Source organism: Pseudomonas sp. P5_B3, assembly GCF_056400405.1.
Genome location: NZ_JBFULI010000059.1, coordinates 1 through 18,136, shown reverse-complemented (window position 1 = coordinate 18,136; position 18,136 = coordinate 1). Strand labels below are relative to the sequence as shown.

Genomic DNA, 18,136 nt, shown 5'->3' with positions numbered 1-18,136 from the left:
ATGAACTCGCTTCAGGACAAGGCCGCCATTGCCACAGACGCAAGTAGCGCAACGCCTGTGGTCGTGGTGCGGCGTAGCAAGCGCAAGACCATCGGCCTGTTGCTGTGTGTCGCGGCCTTGATGGTCGTGGCGGTTTGGGGAGCCCTGGCGTTTTCCAGTGGCGTGACTTCGACCGACAACGCGTATGTCCGCGGGGACGTCACCTCGCTCGCCGCCAAGGTGGCCGGCTATGTCACGACGGTAGAGGCCCGGGACAACCAGACCGTGCGTGCCGGTGATGTACTGTTTCGTATCGATGACCGCGACTACCGCGCCAGACTTGCGCAAGCCGAGGCCAATGTCAGTGCCGCCCAGGCGCGCCTGACCCATGTCGATGCGCAGATCCAGCTTCAGCATGCGCTGATCAGGCAGGCCGAAGCACAAAGGCGCTCGGCCACCGCCGACATGAGCCTGGCGGCCAAGACCCACGACCGCAGCCGCAAACTGATCGTCAGCAATGCGGTCAGCCAGGCCCTGGTCGATGAAACCGGCACCGCGCAATCCAGAGCCGTGGCCTCGGTTTCGGCCGCTTCGGCAACGGTCGAGGCGCAACAGCAACGCATCGCGGTGTTTGTGGCCGAGCGCGAGGCTGCGGTGGCCGCCGTGACGCAAGCACAGGCCGCGCGCGATCTCGCCCGGATCGATCTCGATCACACCGTGGTGCACGCACCGGTGGATGGCGTGGTCGGTAACCGTCAGGTTCGCCTTGGCCGTTTCGTAACGCCGGGCGTCTCCCTGCTCGATATCGTGCCGGTCAACGATGTGTGGATCGTGGCGAACTTCAAGGAAACCCAGCTCGAACATATCCGCCCCGGTCAGCCTGTGCGCGTCACGGTCGATGGCTACCCCGATGCGGCACTCGATGGCGTGGTTGACAGCTTTGCACCGGGCAGTGGCTCGGCGTTCAGCCTGCTGCCGCCCGACAACGCCACCGGGAACTTTGTGCGTGTCGTGCAGCGCGTGCCGGTGAAGATTCGCCTGGCCCACAATCCGTTGCCGGGGCGCATCGTGCCGGGTCTCTCCGCGCGGGTGGAAGTTGTGCAAGGGGCCGGCTCATGAACAGCCTTGCCAGCGCCACGCCGAGCAGCATCAGAACCGGGAACGGCGTCTTGCTCTTTACGGGAATCGTGCTGGCGACGTTGACGGAAGCGATCGCCAGCACCGTGCTCGCCCTCGGCCGCGGCGACATCATCGGCGACACCTATGCCACGCCTGACGAGTTCGCCTGGCTGGATGTCGGCTACATCGCGTTCAAGCTGATCGGGTTCATGCTTGCCCCTTGGCTGATGCAGCGGTTTTGCGCGCGCAACGTGATCATCGGCGCCACTCTGGTCATGGGCCTGGCGTGCTGCGTGGCTGCCGTTACCGCCTGGCTGGACCTGCTGATCGCACTGCGCGTCCTGCAAGGCTTCGCCGGCGGTGCTCTGCTGGTGGCGGGTCAGGCGCTCATTTTTCGCGGTTATCCGCGCGCCCTTCAGCCGATCCTGCAAGCCCTGTTCGCCATGGCGGCCGTGGTCGCGTCTGCGACCCTCGCACCGGCCCTGCAAGGGTGGTTGATCGACAGCCAGTCCTGGACCTGGATTTTCTTCAGTGTGGTGCCGCTGGCCCTGGCGGCGATCGGCCTCTTGCTCATCGCCGACCACCCCATGCCCGGCAGGATCCGGCAACGTCCGTTTGACTGGCTCGGCTGTGCACTGATCGGTACCGCGCTGTTCTGCTTCACCTACGTGCTCAGCCAGGGCAGCCGCTGGGACTGGTTCGAGGAGCCGCGGATCCTGATACTGACGGTGATCGGCGGCGCCGCGCTGCTGGCCTTTCTCGGCCAACAGGTCTTGGCCAACGGCCAGGGGCTGCTCGACTTCAGCCTGTTCAAAACAAGCGATTTCACCTTTGCCTTTTGCGTCAGTTTCATCGCCGGTGCCGCCCTGTTCGGCAGCGCCTACCTGATCCCGGCGTTCGCCCTGTCGGTACTCGCGTTCACACCGACCGATGCAGGCTGGCTCCTGTTGCCCAGTGGCGGTTTTTTTGTCGGTTCGCTGCTCATCGCTGCCTGGCTGTTCAGCGTGCGCCGCGTGCCGCCGGTGGCGACCGTGCCCTTGGGTATCCTGCTGATCATGGCGGCGATGTGGATGCTGTCCGGCTCCACCAGCGAAAGCGGCGCCGGCGACATGATGGCGGCCATCCTGTTGCGCGGCCTGGGCCTTGGCTTCCTGTTTCTGTCGATCACCCTGATCGCCTTCAGTCACCTCAACAGCCGCAACCTGGTCAGCGGCATCGGCCTGTTCAATACGGGGCGTCAGTTGGGTGGCTTGATGGGCGTCGCCGGGCTACAGACCTTGATCGACCATCAGGTTGTCAGCAATGGCGTGGTCCTCGGCGCCAACGTCACCCCAGGGGGGCTCGCGGTCATCGAACGGCTGATGAGCACAACCGCGATGCTGGCAGGGAAGGGCATGGATCAGGTGGCCGCTGGCCGGGCAGCCACCAGCCTGCTGGGCAAAGCGCTGTCAGGTCAGGCCACGGTGATTGCTTTCGATACGGCGTTCTTCGCCGTGGCCCTGCTGTTCGTCTTTGCCGCGCCCATTCTGGTCGCCATCAAGATCGGTCTCTCGCGACACGCGAAAGTGCATGAACAACGGACGAATTGATGACCCGCACGAAAAAGCCCGGCTGTTGAGGCCGGGCTTTTCGTTGAGTCCTGCGGTAAAGCACTGCATTCAGACAGCGCGGCCTTCGATCAGACGATCCGAACCGCCTTCGGCGACGCGGTTTTCCAGCAGGCGATCCGAACCACCTTCGGCCACACGATTCTCGATCAGGCGATCGGAACCACCCTCGGCCACGCGGCTTTCAATCAGACGATCCGAGCCGCCTTCAGCGACCACAGGTTGAGCAGAGGTAGCGGCGAAAGCGTTAACTGCGAAAACCGAGAAAGCGATGCTGAGGAGGGTCTGGCGTTTCATGATGGTGTGCTCCGGGGTGCTGATGGGTGGGTATGGAGCAGATGTTACGCCGGGGATTTTTTAAGAGAACTTCATTGAAATGATGGTGACTATCGACGCAGTCAATGGATCGAACACCCCTAATGTGGGAGCGAGCTTGCTCGCGATGGCAGTCTCACATTCAACATATGTGTCGATTGACACACAGCAATCGTCGGAACGCCGCCCGGAGCAAGCTCGCTCCCACAGGTTTTCATGTGCCTGACAACGGGGTTTAAGCTTCGCTTATCTGACTCACGCTGGTGATCTGCCCATTCCAGACCATCTCGTAATGCGCCGTCTGCACAATCGACGAAACAGGCCGCGGCGTCATCAGCGCCCAACAATGACTGCCCGGCATCCGCACCGAGTGATAACGCAGTCCAGGGCAACCTGTCTTGCGAACATCCAGGCCAAGGCGCCGGGCGTTGCTGTAATCTTCCGGCGCATAAACCGGATCGGTCAGCGGCAGGGCGGTGGCATCCTTCATCCCTGCATCGCCAAAGGCACACGCCAACCCCCGAAACACAAAACGCTCATAGTTCAGGCTCGGCACCTTCGACCAATACAGAGCCTGATGATGCCGCACCTCGGCCAGTGCCGCTTCCATCGAGTCCGCCAGGTACAACACGCCAAAACTGCCGTCACTGAAGCGCGAACCCGCCGGGTTGACGTGGGTGAATGGCGCAATCGCGTAGGAGCAACCCGCAATCCCGAACGGAATCTCGCTGCGCGCAATCAACTCAAGCTGACCCAGCTCATTCTTCAACCGCGGATTGGTCAGCGCCTGAATTTCGAACAACAGCTCAAACTCATCCGCGTCCGCCACGTCATCAAACAACGCAATGGGCGGAAATTTCGAATTGACCAGGCGATAAGCCTGCAACGACTGACCGGCAAACGCGGTCAGCTCACTCGCCATCACCATTGCGCACCCCGCAGCATGTCGATGCGGCGGAAGGTTTCATACAGCGAAATCATGTCGCCCTGCGCCATGATCTCCAGCGGCGAGCGCCCGTTGAAAAACTCGTTGTCGTTGGCCATCGAGGCAAAGCCATACACGTTATCCGGGTTGTCAAACACCAGCCGCAACGTCGCATGAATGTTCAGCACGAAGCTGATGCGCTGCATCTGGTCCGCATCCAGCGCCACCGCCCAATCCGGGTCACGCTGCCGGGCGCGGGTGTAGGTGCTGCGGGAAATACGCAAGATGCGACAGGCCTGGTCGCTGGTGGCTTTCCACTTTTCCAGAATGCTCACGGCGGCGCGCAGGCCGGTGACGCATTGGTTTTTGCTGAAGGATTGGGGTTGCAGGGGGACGGCCATGATCAATACCTATCTTGAGTCCATGGACTCAAATATAGGTTTGTTGATTCTGTAGATCAAATCGGTTCGACCAATGGAAAACTTCCCGCGTCGAACATCACTGATGAAACGTCCGCCCCAACGCATCCAGCCGAGTCGCAATAGGCGGCAAGCGCCGACTGCTCAGTGCCAGCGTCTGCACATCATCCGCCGTGTTCTGCGCAATGCTCTGCACCGACTGCAAGCGCCCGACAATCTCGAAACTCGCCGTGGACTGTTCGCGGGGGGTGGTGACAATCCGCCCGTTGAGCTCATCGATCTGCGAGATATCGCTGTTGCAAAGCCTGTCGTGCACCCGAGGTCCTTACGACTTCTTCGGCGGATAGTTACCGCGCAAGCCACCGGACTTGTTGCCGGTTTTGCTCGGCAGGTTCGGCACCAGCGGACGGGATCTGGGCTGGGGGTTGGAGCGGCTTTGGGGTTGAGGTTGTTTGCTCATGGTTCGCCTCCTCAGTTTTCAGGGATTCGCGAAGTGGTTTACTCATGAAGTTTAGCTAATCGACTGTGGGCAGGGTCAATTGGCACTTTGGGGGATGTGTTGTGAGCGATCAGCTTTTCTTTTTCGGCTCCCTTCTCGGATTTTGCCTACAACTTCGGCAGGAGTAACCCGCTATTCCAAAAGTGAAAAACGGGAAATATTGACTGGGCAGAAGGGGGGGATCACCGGCCGTTCGGGGAAAACCTTTTGAACAGCAAGCCCGAAGGGATGAGCCATGCTACAAAACGACCGTGACAATCTGGAGCTCGATAAACTGCAAGTCGAAATCCGAAGGTCCATGGCCGAAACCCGAAAACTCACGGCAGAAGAACGCAAGCTCAGGCAAGAGACCTTCTGGTACCCGATCGCGGTGGGGGCTGGTATGGTGACCGCTATCGTCGCCGCTGTCAGCCTTTGGGCGAAGTTTTGAGCATTCGTACTCGCCACAGCAGACACGACTCGTGACCCACACAGGAAGTAGCAGCATGTCCACACAACCTACGAATCAAGCCAGCATTGAACAACTGCACCGCGACGTTGCAGCTTTTGCCGAAGAGATGCGTAGTCCCGCCCCGAACGCGATCCGCTCTACTGTGGTGCCGTTCGGCATCGGTGCCGCCCTGGCACTGGCAATCTTTGTTGTCATCGCCATTGTTGTCCGACTGATCTAGTCTTTTGCTCTCCCGCCGTCCTGGGCTGTCGTTGAAATACAAAACGCTCGATGTGGTGCCTCGGGCGCCTGGGTGAAACAGGTGTAAACCTGTTTCAGGACAGACAAAAAGAAGAACACAGACGCCTTCGACACCCAAATATAGTCACTCTCCCACCTGCGCCCGCAACTGCCGCCCATCATCTTTCGTGCGCGACGTATGCAGTAAATATTGAAATATTGAAATTGCTACGTTGTTGCGGCATAACTTTTGTTCTGTCTATTTTATGGAATTGATATTGTTGCATGGAGTGCTATATGCAAAAACCGATTACACATTATTCATCTTTAATAACGCCTGGGTCTCGACAGGTTGAAGCTACAGAAGTCCAAGTTTTTTCTTCAAGCTTCGATAGTATTTTGTTTTGGGATGGGGCTGTCCCGACGGTTACTACGCCCCATAGTATTGAGGGTGTCAAAAACACCGGCAACGAATACCAAAAGTTGGTGGCGGTAGGGCTTTCGGTGCGCGATCAGATAAAGAGTAGTTTTTCGGGTGGTGCACCGAATGTTCGAGAATATTTAGAAAAACGCATAGTCGCAGCCATTGACACGCAGGAGCTCAATGCGTTGGAAGCTGCCTTAAAAAAGAAAGCGATCATCGTTGAACTTTTGCAAAGGGTCAGAATGCACAGGAGTTGGCAGGAGGCAATAATATATAGTGGTGTAGACGCATTGTCGCTAGACAGCAAAAGAAGTGCCGAGATATTTGCAGCGGATGTGGAAGCAGAAGAAAATGTGGCATTGCGACTAAGCCTTTATGAAGAATTCCTATTATCGCTAACTGCCGCCTACGTTAAACGAATCCTTGTCGAAGCCATCCCCATTCTGGAGGACGCTTCTGCAACTGCAGACGCTGCAATTCATCGCGCCTTGGCAAGGGGCGAAGTCGCTTACACCTACAGGTTACCCATTGGTAATGGCGCAGAGGCTGGAACTGTGGCGGGTGCCATTGCCATCCATGTCGCCGACGGCTTGACCTTCAGGGCAGTGATCCATGGAGGCATTAAATTGTTGGCAGGGGTGGGGGGCGCACTTATCAGTCGGGCCACTGCTGTTGGGATCGGAGCCTTGTTCTATTCACCTGCTCTTGCTAACGGCGAACGCTTTCCTCAAACAGTTCTCACACTGTCCGGTAGCACTTTTTTGCCGAAGCTGCCGTCAAACCTGAATGAAATCGCCGCTACCGAAGGAACCATTGACCTTCCTTATCGGATTTTTGGCGACCTTAACCAATACACCCTAGTTGCAACCCCGGCTGGAGGGAGTGTCTCGGCAAAAGTGCCAGTGCGAGCATTGGCATTCGATCCAACGACCAGCAGCTACAGTTTCACGTCAAACGATACACCGCCCATTATCCTCAGTTTTCCAATTATTCACTTGGGAAACGGCTCGACAACTTCGCCCGCCCGACCTGCACAAGTACCGACTTACACTGGAGTTACGCTGTCGCCATTGCTTGTGCAGCCTGAAACCTTACCCGCGGTCGAATTGCCTGATTTCAGGGATTGCATTTACTGCTTTCCGATTGAAAGCGGTCTGCCGCCAATCTACGTTGTTTTTAATAGTCCTTATGAAGGAGCAACCACAAGGGGAAAATACAGTGGTCGACTTTTCAATCCCGCCAAAGCTGGCGGCCCAATCCTCGATCTCGATTGGACAAGTGCTACCGTGACCCAGGCGGGTATTGACCTGGTAAAATTACATACTGGACGCTTTGGTCTTTCGGACGCCAATGCCATTATGATTTTTCGCTTGAAAAAAATTCTGCTGGGTGAATTGGTAATCACAGATGCTGACAAACGCTTCTATACTCATGAACTCAGAGAGCTGGAACGTTTCAGAGCATTAGGTGTGGTTGACGGTGTAAACCCGAATGACGACGGTGTTATTTGGAACAATACTCACGCCGCGACGCTGGAAGACTACAAGCTAAAAGATGATTTTGAATTACTCTACACGCCCGAGGCTATAGAGGCAGACAACAAACAAACGGACAGAGAGTCCAAGCAAATTGGAGGAGTAAAACGATGAGCGTCATAAAAAGCATCGTACTAAACGAGAAGCCTGAAGAGGTAATTCTATTTCTTACCAAAAATGAATTGGGCATCTCCTTTCCTCGGCTTGATGGCCTTTATAATCGGGCTAACTGGGCGCATGTGGAGAACAACATAGGGCTATTGAACCTTGTCAAGAAAATGTGTGATGCCGGTTTTATAAAAAATAATGGGTGCATAGTAGTGAGAGGACCCAACTGGAGAGAGCCGGCATTCATGCTCGAAGGCAAATATACCTTTGACTGACAGCACCAAGTACCTGAACGCAGGTGCCAGAGAACGGTGGCAGTAGCCATCATTTCGTGGTCGTCCGGTTCCCTTGTCCAGTCGTTTAAATCATCGAAGGTTTCCCAGGTTGAGCCGCTGCCGCAGCGGCTCTTCTCTTTGTTACGGGCATATTGAGTATCTTCGCCTGATTGGTTTTTCGCAGCCTCGAATCAAGCTGAGGGGCAACCCTTTTCTGGAGTAGCAACAAAACGGGCGCGAGAGCACCCGTTTTTCTTTACTCCGCAGCCTGCGCCCGCAACCGACGACCAATCACATCCATCAAATCACAACCATCGCGCAATGGAATGACCAGCAATTTGGCAAAGTCCTCCAACACCACCGTGTCGCAACCGAGTTCGGATCGGTAGGCGATGTTTTCCAACACCTGCGTTACCGTGCGAATGCGGTAATCCGCCATGGCTTGCAGGACGTCGAGTGGGGCTTGGGTGTCGATGAGCAAGGAGGCCGGAACCAGGTCGATTCCGGTGAGGGGCATGTATCGATTCATTTTGAATGATCTCTGTTTGTTGGGCTCAAGGCCGTCAGTCGGTCATTCTCTGTTGTCAGGTCGCCAAACCCGAATCGCCATTCTGGGCGACGGCGCCAACTATAAGCCGCATGAGATCAGCGCGGGAAGGTGAGGCATTCCCAGCTTTGTGTAGGACTAGTGATGATGAAATCTCAGACCTTTCCCATCACGTCGCTGGAAATATAAACACAGACCTGAGATGTTCACCGCCCCTTGGTTTCAGCCACCCACGCTATCCTTACTCATCGCTCTCGCCGTCGAGATGGACCTTCCCGAATGCAAACCCCAACCCCCCAACGCCCCCTCTGGAAAACCTACCTGCTTTTCCTCGCCCCAATGGTCCTGTCGAACTTCCTGCAATCCATGTCCGGCACGGTCAACAGCATCTACATCGGCCAGATGCTCGGCACTCAAGCCCTGGCGGCGGTGTCGGGGATGTTCCCCATCGTGTTTTTCTTCATCGCCCTGGTGATCGGCCTCGGCGCCGGCGCGGGTGTGTTGATCGGACAGGCGTGGGGTGCGCGGGAGACGCATCTGGTGAAGGCGATTGCCGGAGCGACGTTGTTGTTGGGGGTGTTGATCGGGTTGGTGGCGGCGGTGGTGGGGAGTGTGTTTGCGCGTTCGGCGTTGGTGGGGTTGGGGACGCCGGCGGATGTGCTGGACGATGCGGTGGCGTATGCCCATGTGATGTTGTGGATCATGCCGTCGTTGTTGGTGTTTGTGTTGTTCACGCAGTTGTTGCGCGGGGTGAGCGATACCTTGTCGCCGTTGTTGGCGCTGGTGGTGTCGACCATTGTCGGGTTGGCGCTGACGCCGGCGTTGATTCGCGGGTGGTTGGGTTTTGCGCCGATGGGGATTCAGAGTGCGGCGATTGCCGGGCTGGTGGGTAACCTGGTGGCGATGGGGCTGCTGGCGTGGCGGTTGCTTGGCAAGGGCCATCCGCTGGCGCCGGACCGGGAGTTCTTTGCGGCGATGAAGCTGGACATGGCGATTCTCGGCAAGGTGTTGCGTATCGGTTTGCCCACCGGGTTGCAGATGGTGGTGTTGTCGTTGTCGGAGCTGGTGATTCTGGCGCTGGTGAACCAGCACGGTTCCCAGGCGACGGCGGCGTATGGCGCGGTGACGCAGATCGTCAATTACGTGCAGTTCCCGGCGCTGTCGATTGCGATTACCGCGTCGATTCTCGGGGCGCAGGCGATTGGGGCCGGGCGCATCGAGCGCATGGGGCCGATTTTGAAGACCGGGTTGATGATCAATGTGTGCCTGACCGGTGGTCTGGTGGTGCTCGGGTACTTGCTGTCGCATTGGTTGCTGGCGTCGTTCCTCACCGAAGAGGCGACGCGGACCATGGCCCGGCACCTGTTGCACATCATGCTCTGGAGCCTGTTGGTGTTCGGCTTCCAGGCGATCATCGGCGGCATCATGCGCGCCAGTGGCACGGTGATGGTGCCGGTGGCGATTTCCATCGTCTGCGTGGTGGGTGTGCAGTTGCCGGCGGCGTATCTGCTGGATGCGAAGTTCGGGCTGCAAGGGGTGTGGATGGCGTTTCCGGTGGCGTATCTGGGGATGCTGGTGTTGCAGACGCTGTATTACAAAGTGGTGTGGCAGCATCAGAAGATTGAGCGATTGGTTTAGTTGGTTTTTTCATTGCCTGTTCGCGATTGTGGTGGTTCAGTTGATGTAGAGGTTGACTGTACTGACGTCTTCGCGGGCAAGCCCGCTCCCACAGGGACTGTGGTGTTTGTAGTCTTGTGCACACTGAAAATCAGGTACTTCATTCAGTGGGAGCAGGATTCACCGATAGGCCTGATCGCCTGGGGAGGTTTTCACATGAGCCCCTTGTCCCATTCCATCCTGCAAGACCGGCCAGCGGCGGGGCGACGGCTGGTAGAACCGCTGCTGCCTTACGCTAACCGCCCCGATGTGATCGTTCTGGCCTTGCCCCGTGGCGGCGTGCCGGTGGCTTATGAAGTGGCCACGGCGTTGAAGGTTCGCCTGGACCTGATGCTGGTGCGCAAGCTCGGCGTACCGTCCCACCCGGAGTACGCCATGGGCGCAATTGCCAGCGGCGGTATCCAGATTCGTAATGAAGAGGCGCTGCGGGTGCACCCGATCGACCGCGCCGCTTTCGACGCCGTGGTCGAACGGGAAAGCCGCGAACTGCTGCGCCGCGAGAAGGTCTACCGCGGCACGCGGCCGCCGGTGCTGCTCAAGGATCAGGTGGTGATCCTGATCGACGACGGCCTGGCCACCGGCGCTTCAATGCGGGCGGCGATCCAGGCGCTGTGGGTGCAGGCGCCTTCGCGCATCGTGGTGGCGGTGCCGGTGGCGCCGATCGAGACAGTGCAGGCCCTGCGCAGCGAGGTGGATGAACTGGTCTGCCCGCTGCTGCCCGAGTGGTTCACGTCGATTGGGCATTGGTACATGGATTTTACCCAGACCTCGGATGCCGAGGTGATCGAGCTGTTGCAGCGGGCGTGGCAGCGCGGGGAGTGCTGACGGCCATCTGCAAGTGGTCGCAAATCACCGCGCGAGGTGGAATAAACGCCGGTTGTTTGCTTTAGTCATCTGATGCCACCCCTCGTGTGCGGCACGCCAACTCAAGACGGGAGCCCTCCCGGAGAGTGCCATGAACCTTCGATCCGCGCGTTGCGTTGTTCTGGCCGGTACGTTGGTGTTCGGCCCGGTGCAGTTCAGCCTGGCGCCGTTCGCTGAAGCCGTGGAATACAAGAAAGTGAACGCCAAGGCCAGCACCTTGAGTTTCACCTATCAGCAGATGGGTTCGCGAAGCTACGGCACTTTCGGCAAGTTCGACGCCAATCTCGACTTCGACACCGATAACCCTGGCGCCGCCCACGCCACGCTGACCATCGACCTCAACAGCATCGACGCCGGCAGCAGCGACGCCAACACCGAGCTGCAAAAACCGGCATGGTTCGACACGGCGACTTATCCGGTGGCGACCTTCGAGTCGACCTCCATCAAGGCTCTGGGCAATAACCGCTACACCATCACCGGCAAACTGTCCCTGCGGGGGCTCACTCGGGAGGTGACTGTGCCGGTGCAACTGAGATCAGAGAGCGCCATCGGCATCTTTGAGGGCCAACTGGTGCTCAAGCGTGACGACTTCAAGATCGGCGAGGGCGAGTGGGCGGACAGTGTGGTGTCCAACGAGATCAATATCCGCTTTCGGATGGTGGCACCGCAGCGGTGACTGGAGTGGGTTTGATAGTGCTGGGGTGGGGGTAACCATAGATGTGGGAGCGGGCTTGCCCGCGATGGCGGTGTAACAGTAAATACAACGGCTGAGGTCAATCAGACGCTTTGCGAATAGAACCGATAGTCAGTAAACCTCACCGCGGTACCCCCTAACGATTCGCAAAAAAAAGCGCCCGATCCACATTGCATGGACCGGGCGCCGATCAATCCGCTCTAGTTCGCTACTACTGGCACCGTCACGGTTTTGCCGAGGGATGATTTGATGGTCGCCGTCGGGCTAGGCGACGGGACACTGCCGACGGTCGTCACCGCTATGTTCCAGCGCGCTCCTGTCGCCGTAGGCGTCAGGGTGGCGGTGCCAAGATTCGCCGTACCGGTTGTGACCGTGGCAGTCGCCGTGATGGTATTGCCCGTGCCACGCGAGGTGGTGCCGGACAGGGCCCAGAAGTAGCGGCCGTTGCTGCGAGCGGTGACGGTAGCGCTGGTGACGATCAGGCTCTCGACGACCGCTGTCGAGACCGCCACGGACACCGTCGCCGGTGCCGACTCCGCGCCCTTGGCATCGGCGGCTTTATAGATAAAGGTCGCGGTGAACGGCGCGGCGACCGTGGCCGGTGGTGTGTAGGTCACGCGCACACCATCGGTGCTGACCACGCCTGTGCCGGAGTTCGGTTGCTCCAGCCCCACTACTCTAAGTGGCACGTTGCCGTCCGGGTCGGTGTCGTTGGCCAGGACGTTGATGATCACCGGTTGGCCGGTGCTGCTGATGGCGCTGTCGGGGTTGGCGATCGGTTTTTGGTTATTGCCATCGTTATTGGCACGGGTATCGCCAGTGCGGAAGGTCGGCAGCGCGGAGGAGTTGACGTAGGTGACGCCGTCCCAGCCGGGCAGGGGCGCTGGCATCAACTGGAACTGGCCAGGGTGCTCGATATCCCAGCGCAGCAGCATGGACGTGTCCTCGTGCTGGGTGTTGTGGCAGTGCTCCATGTAGGTCCCGGCGAATTCCCGGAAGTGGATCGCCATTTCCACGTCCACCGAGCTGTCGATACCTTCGCCGATGCGATAGACGTCCTTGCGCGCCCATTTTTCCCATTCGGGCGGTGGGTTGCCATCGCGGTGGAGGATGATCCCCTCTTCAAAGTGCACGTGCACCGGGTGGTTCCAGCCGTTGCCGCCGCTCTTGATTCTCCACACTTCCAGGGTGCCGTCGCCGGAGAACCCGGCAGGGGTCGGGCCGTTGGCCAGTTGCGGAGCGGCGCTGATGATTCGAGGGTCCATGGGGAAGCCGAATTGACCACCGTCGGTCTTGATCGTCCAGGGGGCTTCGTCGGTGCCATCGGAGCGGCCGAAGATGAACTCGCGATGCCGCGCCACCTTGAGCTTGGCCTGCACCGCCGGATCATCGCGGTTGAGGGTCAGCGGGATCATGGTCTTGCCGGCCGGTTTGCCCGGTTTGGCGGGTTCGAAGTCGGCGGGGTTCATGCTCACGTCCTGGCCGGCATAAGGCTGGACCACCAACTGCAGGAACTTGCCCACCCCCGGGTCGCCGCCGTCCCATTCCAGCCCTTTGCTGCCCAGCTTGAGCACCGCCTTGTACGTCCCGGACAGCACGTCGGCCAGGCTCAGCAGTGTAGCCTCCGGCCCCTTGCCGTCGTGGTGCTCCATCAGGTTGACGAAGTACAGCTTGTCGCCGGTGTTGATCCCGTTTTTCGAGAAATTGACGATGATGTCGTAACGCTCGGCGATGCCCATGGTCGGCAGGATGGCGTTGTGGTTCTGCAGGTCGCCGTTACCTTCCAGGTCCATGCTGCCGTCGAACGGCACGGCGTGTTCCATCAGGTTGCCGTCGTTGGCGATCAAGTGGAACGGCACGCGGCTATAAGACAGGCCGGAACCTGCCGGACCGGGGAATTCGCCGCCGGTGCCGGCGACTTCACGCACCAGCGCGATCCTGAAGTAGCGCGACACCGAGCCATTGAGGATGCGGAAGCGATAGCTGCGCGCCCGCACGTTCAGGCGCGGCTGGTACTGCCAGTTGACCAGGACCTGATCGCCGAGGAAGCCATCGGTGTTGAACGGGTTGAACCACAGTTGGCCATTGGCGTCCCAGGCCTTGTCGGCCACCACCAGGTTGACGTCATAGTCGCGGTTGCCCCAAGGCAGCGCCGAACCGCTGGGCAGGCGCAGGTTGACGCCGTCTTCGAAGGCTTCATTACCGCGATCCAGGGCGCTGTAGTAATTCATCATCACCGCGTTGCCCTTGTAGACGTTCTGCGCGGTGAAATCGASCATGTGGTCATGGAACCAGTGGGTGCTCATGGTTTCGYGCCAGTCGCCGCGGATCTTGATGCTGCCGTTGTTGCACGTCTTSAGGCCCGGSGYGGCATCGTTGACGAACAGGGTTTCGCCCGGGGCGCAGGGGAACGCCGCGCGCGGATCCTGAGCGGTGGTGTTGATGGTGTCGTAACCGGCCARCTGGATCGGCCAGCGATAGTCGTAGTACTGTCCCGGAAAGAAGAACGCACCGGAAAAGCCATCGCTTTCGGCCGGGGAGTGGCCGTTGTGTTCGTGGGTGGTGAGGGTGTGCAGACCAAAGCCCATGTTGGCCGCCGGATCGATCGGCAGGGCGTTGTAGTGGCGCATCAGCGCGGCTTGACCGTAACGCACCATCAACAGTTTTGGCGGAAAGGTGCCGTCGAAGGTCCAGAGCGCCTTGTGGTTCTGAATCGGCATGTTGGGGTGAAAACGGACATTGATGCCTTTGGTGGTGCCCGCAATGACCGGGGTAATCGAGGTCTGGTTGTAGAGCCCGCCCGGCCCGAACTCACCGACGGCGTAGTTGTGCAACTGTCGGCGGTCGCGCATGCCGCTGTTGACCTGGGCGCCCGCTTGTACGGTTTTGAAGCCGACCTGCGGGAAGAATTCGTTCCAGCGCTGGTGCGACCAGCCTTTTCCTGGCGGCCGACCTTCGGCCGGCGAGCCGACCGGATGGCGGTTGAGGAAGGCTTCGATCTGCGCTTTCCACGGGTTGCGGTCCAGCACGTTGGAAAATTGCGACGGAAACGGGAACAGCCCCGGCTGGCGCATGAAGGCTACCAGCGCCGTGGGCGAAGGGCCGCTACGGGCGATGTTGCTCGGGTCCTGCGTGGGCGCCGGGCCGACGAGCGGAACCGGAAAGGTCAGGGGCGGTGCCGGCAGTGTCGGGTCGAGTTTTTCCGTGCCGAATTCTTCGAACAGCAGCAGTTGCTGCGTGTACGGCTGGGCCCCGAACAATGGGCTGGGCTTGCCATTGGTGGGGATTTTGAAGGATGTCTGCAGGGCTGGCGGCAGCACGTTGTCGGTCGTTGGCGTGGTGAGGCGGGTACCAAAAGCGCCATTGGGCAGGGCGATGGAGCCCTGGTAGACGGGTGGCATGGCCCGCAAGGCAGCCGCCGCGGCATCGAGGTCGGCCGGCGGATTGCTAAACGCCGAGGGGTCCGTCGGGGGTGGCGGGCCGAAATCATCCAGCGGTACGGCGTTGGCGTTGCCGAGGCTGATGTTGATCAGCATCACAGCGGCGATGCTCGGTTTTCGGAAAAAGCCGAGCGACTTGAGGTCAGGTGGGTTTTTCATTTTGTTTCCCTTGGCGCGCGCCGGTGTGACTGATATTCGCAATTCGCCCGATGCAAGAGGTGCGCCAAAAGCGGGGGGGCGGGGGGAGAAAAATAGCTGTTTGATATCAAACGCTTGATGGATTCGACTTTGGTCGTGGTGGCGCAGTGGGCGGGAATCCTCAACGTTGGGGGCTTCACCCACCCATTCCCCCCCACTCACACCACAGGCGGGTGTGATAGTGGACGCTCTCGCGAGCAGGCTCGATCCCACAGAAAAACGAGTTGTGGGCAAACCGCTGTCCCCTGGGGGATCGAGCCGGTTCGCGAAGACGCCTGTTAATCCAGCACAAAGTGTGCCGGACTCTGCTGCCAGTCTCGAAAACGCAACGCCTCCAGCCATAAAGCAAACGCCGGCGACGCTCATGGCGCATGAATGGGGAATGTCTGTCCATCACCTTTCGGACCGCACGTATCAGGCGCGCTATGATAGGCGGCCCTTGCCTCCCGGAGCCCGTCACCGCAATGCCCCTGATCAGCCACTTCAAGACCCCGTGCCCCGAGCACATCAATAGCCAGATCCTGCAGATGGTGGTCGACAACCTGACCGACATCAGCATGGTCGCGATCCCGCCCAGCAACCTGCTGTACAACCTCTATCAATACGCGATCGGCTATGAGGTGCACCTGTATCTGGAGGCGCTGAACGGTGAAAAGGGCATTGCCGTGGAGCTGATCGTTGCCACCGACGAAGACGATCCGCAAAAGGTGATTGGCTTTGTACTGTACCTGCCGGTGCAGGACGACCCCGAGGCGTGTGGCGTGGCCTACATGGCGGTGCAGGCCGAGTATCGGCGCCAGGGCGTGGCCCGGCGGATGCTGCGGGAAATGGTCGGCCGTTATCCCCATGCCGAGCTGACATGCGCGGTGGCCAAGGTGCCGTACTTCGAGGCGATGGGCTTCGAGGTGGTGGGCGTGCGTGCGACCCAGGTGTTGATGAACACTCGCGACCACGCCACCGATGGCTTGATGGCACTGCTGGATGTGGCGTCGATCTACAGCTCGCTGGAAGTGCGGCAGATTCATACCTATCTGCTGCAAAAGCATGGCAAGCGGGCCATGACCGACGCGGAAAAACAGCGCGACCGGCATCTGGACCAATTGACGCGCAAGGCCAATGAATTTGTGCGGGGGCGGTTGGGGGATGATGCGGTGCCGGCCGCCGGCCCTCGGTTGCGCCTGGTCTGACCGCACTCCCCCAAACACCACAGATCCCCCTGTGGGAGCAAGCTCGCTCCCACAGTTGACCGATTCGCCTGCGAAAGCTTTGTCAGCCTTCAGGCCAGCTTCACATTCATGGTAATCCGCGCCGTGAACACCTTCTTGCCCTCGGCATCGTGAATGTCCACCGGCACGATCTTGTCGCCTTCAGTGGTCCAGTCCACGGCATCCCCCTCGGCTACCGCCGTCACATCGCTCTTGGCCTTGGCCAGGTATTCGACGGTCATGCCTTTGGGAATCCAGCGTGCGCCGGCGGGAATGGAAACGTCGGTCATCATCCCGGCAGCCAGTTCGGCGGCGTTACACATGGCAATCGCATGCACCGTCCCCAAATGATTGGTGATTTCCCGGGCAAACGGCACGTGCACGGTGGCCGAGCCTTTGCGCAAATCCTTGACCAGCGGGTTGATGGTGGAGAAGTAGGGCGCCACCTGGCAGGCCATTTTGCTGAACGCTTGCGGCCCTGCACTGTTGAACATGCTGAGGAACTGACTCATTTTGATGCCTCTTGAGGATGACAGTTTGCAGAACAATGCTCCGTAACGGAATATTGTTCTGTAACGGAACAGTATTCTGTCAAAGAGAAATCTGTCAACCTAGCGCCACTTGTTCGTTGGCAATCGCCAGCCTCCAGCCATGACTTTCCTGGACTGTTTTTACGCATGGAAACCACCGACCTGCTCGAACGCTGCTACCCCGGACGACGCGCCGAACTCAAGCGCGACATCTTCAGAAAGGCCCTCGGCCTGTTCAACGAACAGGGGATCGAGGCCACCACCATCGAAATGATCCGCGCCGAATGCGATACCAGTGTCGGCGCGATCTATCACCATTTCGGCAACAAGGAAGGCCTGGTGGCGGCGCTGTTTTTTACCGCCCTCGATGATCAGGCCCGTTTGCGCGATAGCTACCTGGCTGAGGCTAAAACCACTCAATCAGGGGTGCATGCGCTGGTGCACAGTTATGTGGATTGGGTCGATAGCCAGCCGGAGTGGGCGCGGTTCCAGTACCACGCGCGGTTTGCCGTCACCAAGGGGCCGTTCAAGGACGAACTCGCCACCCGCAACAAGGTACGCAACAAGCAGTTGCTGAAGTGGCTGGGGGCACACGGCGATGAACTGGGTAGTTTTCCGGGGGAGTTGATACTGTCGCTGATCATCGGCCAGGCAGACAGTTACTGCCGCGCCTGGTTGTCGGGCCGGGTCAAGGGCAGCCCGAAGGCGTACCGGGACATGCTGGCGCAGGCGGCATGGCGGTCGCTGTGCACCGCCGAAACCCACTGAAAATCCTTCCCCTGTAGGAGCGAGCCTGCTCGCGATGACGGCGTCACATTCAACATCAATGCTGCCTGACACGCCGCCATCGCGAGCAGGCTGAACTGGCCTAATGATTTTGGACACTTCAATCGGGCGCTATGATGGCGCCCAAATCTGAGGTGTTTTGGCTATGCGTAAATCTTATTCCAGTGAGTTCAAACTCAAGGCGGCGAGCATGGTGCTGGACGAGGGACAGTCGGTTCCCGAGGTCTGCGCCAGCCTGGATATCGGTCCTACGGCCCTGCGCCGCTGGGTCGACCAGGTTCGGAAGGAACGTTTGGGCTCGACTCCGGTGGGCGCTAAGG

18 protein-coding genes and 2 pseudogenes are annotated in these 18,136 nt (G+C 59.3%); 12 read left to right on the top strand and 8 right to left on the bottom strand.

Translation table 11 applies throughout. From position 1 onward, the window contains the following. Both AC1DRN_RS25545 and AC1DRN_RS25540 read left to right on the top strand, forming a co-directional pair. Nucleotides 1-1,098 carry an HlyD family secretion protein gene (locus tag AC1DRN_RS25545; RefSeq protein WP_223463657.1) on the top strand — a complete coding sequence of 366 codons (1,098 nt, stop codon included), beginning with the start codon at nt 1-3 and terminating at the stop codon, nt 1,096-1,098. Further along, nucleotides 1,095-2,687 (top strand): MFS transporter, encoded by a 1,593-nt coding sequence (locus AC1DRN_RS25540; protein ID WP_223463658.1) that lies wholly within the window; start codon nt 1,095-1,097, stop codon nt 2,685-2,687. The genes AC1DRN_RS25545 and AC1DRN_RS25540 overlap by 4 nt, the downstream gene beginning before the upstream one ends. Nucleotides 2,688-2,765: 78 nt before the next feature. Here the strand turns inward: AC1DRN_RS25540 and AC1DRN_RS25535 are convergent. From AC1DRN_RS25535 to AC1DRN_RS25515, 5 genes and pseudogenes are all read right to left on the bottom strand, one after another. After that, nucleotides 2,766-3,002 (bottom strand): annotated as a pseudogene (locus AC1DRN_RS25535) (phage infection protein); the annotation flags it as partial. Nucleotides 3,003-3,255: 253 nt separating this feature from the next. After that, the gene (locus tag AC1DRN_RS25530) at nt 3,256-3,948 is read right to left on the bottom strand and encodes an RES family NAD+ phosphorylase (RefSeq protein WP_223463659.1); all 693 of its coding nucleotides are present in this window, start codon (nt 3,946-3,948) and stop codon (nt 3,256-3,258) included. Continuing rightward, nucleotides 3,942-4,346, bottom strand: a complete 405-nt coding sequence (locus tag AC1DRN_RS25525) for an antitoxin Xre-like helix-turn-helix domain-containing protein (RefSeq protein WP_057714235.1) — start codon at nt 4,344-4,346, stop codon at nt 3,942-3,944. Before AC1DRN_RS25525 ends, AC1DRN_RS25530 begins: the two co-directional genes overlap by 7 nt. Before the next feature lie 97 nt (nt 4,347-4,443). After that, a pseudogene (locus tag AC1DRN_RS25520) lies at nt 4,444-4,659 on the bottom strand (methyl-accepting chemotaxis protein); the annotation flags it as partial. A 30-nt stretch (nt 4,660-4,689) separates the two neighbouring features. Further along, entirely contained in the window at nt 4,690-4,824 is a 135-nt protein-coding gene (locus AC1DRN_RS25515) for a hypothetical protein (protein ID WP_256355847.1), read from the bottom strand. 274 nt (nt 4,825-5,098) lie between these two features. Between AC1DRN_RS25515 and AC1DRN_RS25510 the strand changes: the two genes are divergently transcribed. From AC1DRN_RS25510 to AC1DRN_RS25495, 4 genes are all read left to right on the top strand, one after another. After that, entirely contained in the window at nt 5,099-5,293 is a 195-nt protein-coding gene (locus AC1DRN_RS25510; protein ID WP_008000757.1) for a hypothetical protein, read from the top strand. A 55-nt stretch (nt 5,294-5,348) separates the two neighbouring features. Further along, a complete protein-coding gene (locus AC1DRN_RS25505) occupies nt 5,349-5,534 on the top strand; it encodes a hypothetical protein (protein ID WP_223463660.1) in 186 nt (61 codons plus the stop codon). A 296-nt stretch (nt 5,535-5,830) separates the two neighbouring features. Next, nucleotides 5,831-7,606: an S-type pyocin domain-containing protein gene (locus AC1DRN_RS25500; RefSeq protein ID WP_223463661.1), complete on the top strand. Its 1,776-nt coding sequence runs from the start codon at nt 5,831-5,833 to the stop codon at nt 7,604-7,606. After that, nucleotides 7,603-7,875 carry a hypothetical protein gene (locus tag AC1DRN_RS25495; RefSeq protein WP_223463662.1) on the top strand — a complete coding sequence of 91 codons (273 nt, stop codon included), beginning with the start codon at nt 7,603-7,605 and terminating at the stop codon, nt 7,873-7,875. The genes AC1DRN_RS25500 and AC1DRN_RS25495 overlap by 4 nt, the downstream gene beginning before the upstream one ends. A gap of 256 nt (nt 7,876-8,131) precedes the next feature. Here the strand turns inward: AC1DRN_RS25495 and AC1DRN_RS25490 are convergent, their stop codons facing one another. Further along, the gene (locus AC1DRN_RS25490) at nt 8,132-8,404 is read right to left on the bottom strand and encodes a hypothetical protein (RefSeq protein WP_056725158.1); all 273 of its coding nucleotides are present in this window, start codon (nt 8,402-8,404) and stop codon (nt 8,132-8,134) included. A 297-nt stretch (nt 8,405-8,701) separates the two neighbouring features. Here AC1DRN_RS25490 and AC1DRN_RS25485 point away from each other — a divergent pair, with 297 nt between their 5' ends. The 3 genes from AC1DRN_RS25485 (at nt 8,702) to AC1DRN_RS25475 (ending at nt 11,639) form a co-directional block, all read left to right on the top strand. Next, complete coding sequence (locus AC1DRN_RS25485) at nt 8,702-10,060, top strand: MATE family efflux transporter (RefSeq protein WP_457266307.1); 1,359 nt, start codon at nt 8,702-8,704, stop codon at nt 10,058-10,060. Nucleotides 10,061-10,255: 195 nt separating this feature from the next. Then, nucleotides 10,256-10,924 (top strand): phosphoribosyltransferase, encoded by a 669-nt coding sequence (locus tag AC1DRN_RS25480; protein WP_223463995.1) that lies wholly within the window; start codon nt 10,256-10,258, stop codon nt 10,922-10,924. A 130-nt stretch (nt 10,925-11,054) separates the two neighbouring features. Then, nucleotides 11,055-11,639, top strand: a complete 585-nt coding sequence (locus AC1DRN_RS25475) for a YceI family protein (RefSeq protein WP_223463996.1) — start codon at nt 11,055-11,057, stop codon at nt 11,637-11,639. Nucleotides 11,640-11,857: 218 nt separating this feature from the next. Here the strand turns inward: AC1DRN_RS25475 and AC1DRN_RS25470 are convergent, their stop codons facing one another. Next, nucleotides 11,858-15,256 (bottom strand): Ig-like domain-containing protein, encoded by a 3,399-nt coding sequence (locus AC1DRN_RS25470; protein ID WP_477786837.1) that lies wholly within the window; start codon nt 15,254-15,256, stop codon nt 11,858-11,860. Nucleotides 15,257-15,759: 503 nt separating this feature from the next. Here AC1DRN_RS25470 and AC1DRN_RS25465 point away from each other — a divergent pair. Beyond that, a complete protein-coding gene (locus AC1DRN_RS25465) occupies nt 15,760-16,482 on the top strand; it encodes a GNAT family N-acetyltransferase (RefSeq protein ID WP_223463998.1) in 723 nt (240 codons plus the stop codon). Between the two features lie 89 nt (nt 16,483-16,571). Here the strand turns inward: AC1DRN_RS25465 and AC1DRN_RS25460 are convergent, their stop codons facing one another. Further along, nucleotides 16,572-17,012 carry a hotdog fold domain-containing protein gene (locus AC1DRN_RS25460; RefSeq protein ID WP_223463999.1) on the bottom strand — a complete coding sequence of 147 codons (441 nt, stop codon included), beginning with the start codon at nt 17,010-17,012 and terminating at the stop codon, nt 16,572-16,574. 165 nt (nt 17,013-17,177) lie between these two features. Between AC1DRN_RS25460 and AC1DRN_RS25455 the strand changes: the two genes are divergently transcribed. Continuing rightward, entirely contained in the window at nt 17,178-17,798 is a 621-nt protein-coding gene (locus AC1DRN_RS25455; RefSeq protein ID WP_223464000.1) for a TetR/AcrR family transcriptional regulator, read from the top strand. A gap of 163 nt (nt 17,799-17,961) precedes the next feature. Continuing rightward, nucleotides 17,962-18,136: transposase (locus tag AC1DRN_RS25450; protein WP_457266308.1), on the top strand; the 175-nt coding region annotated here is incomplete at its 3' end.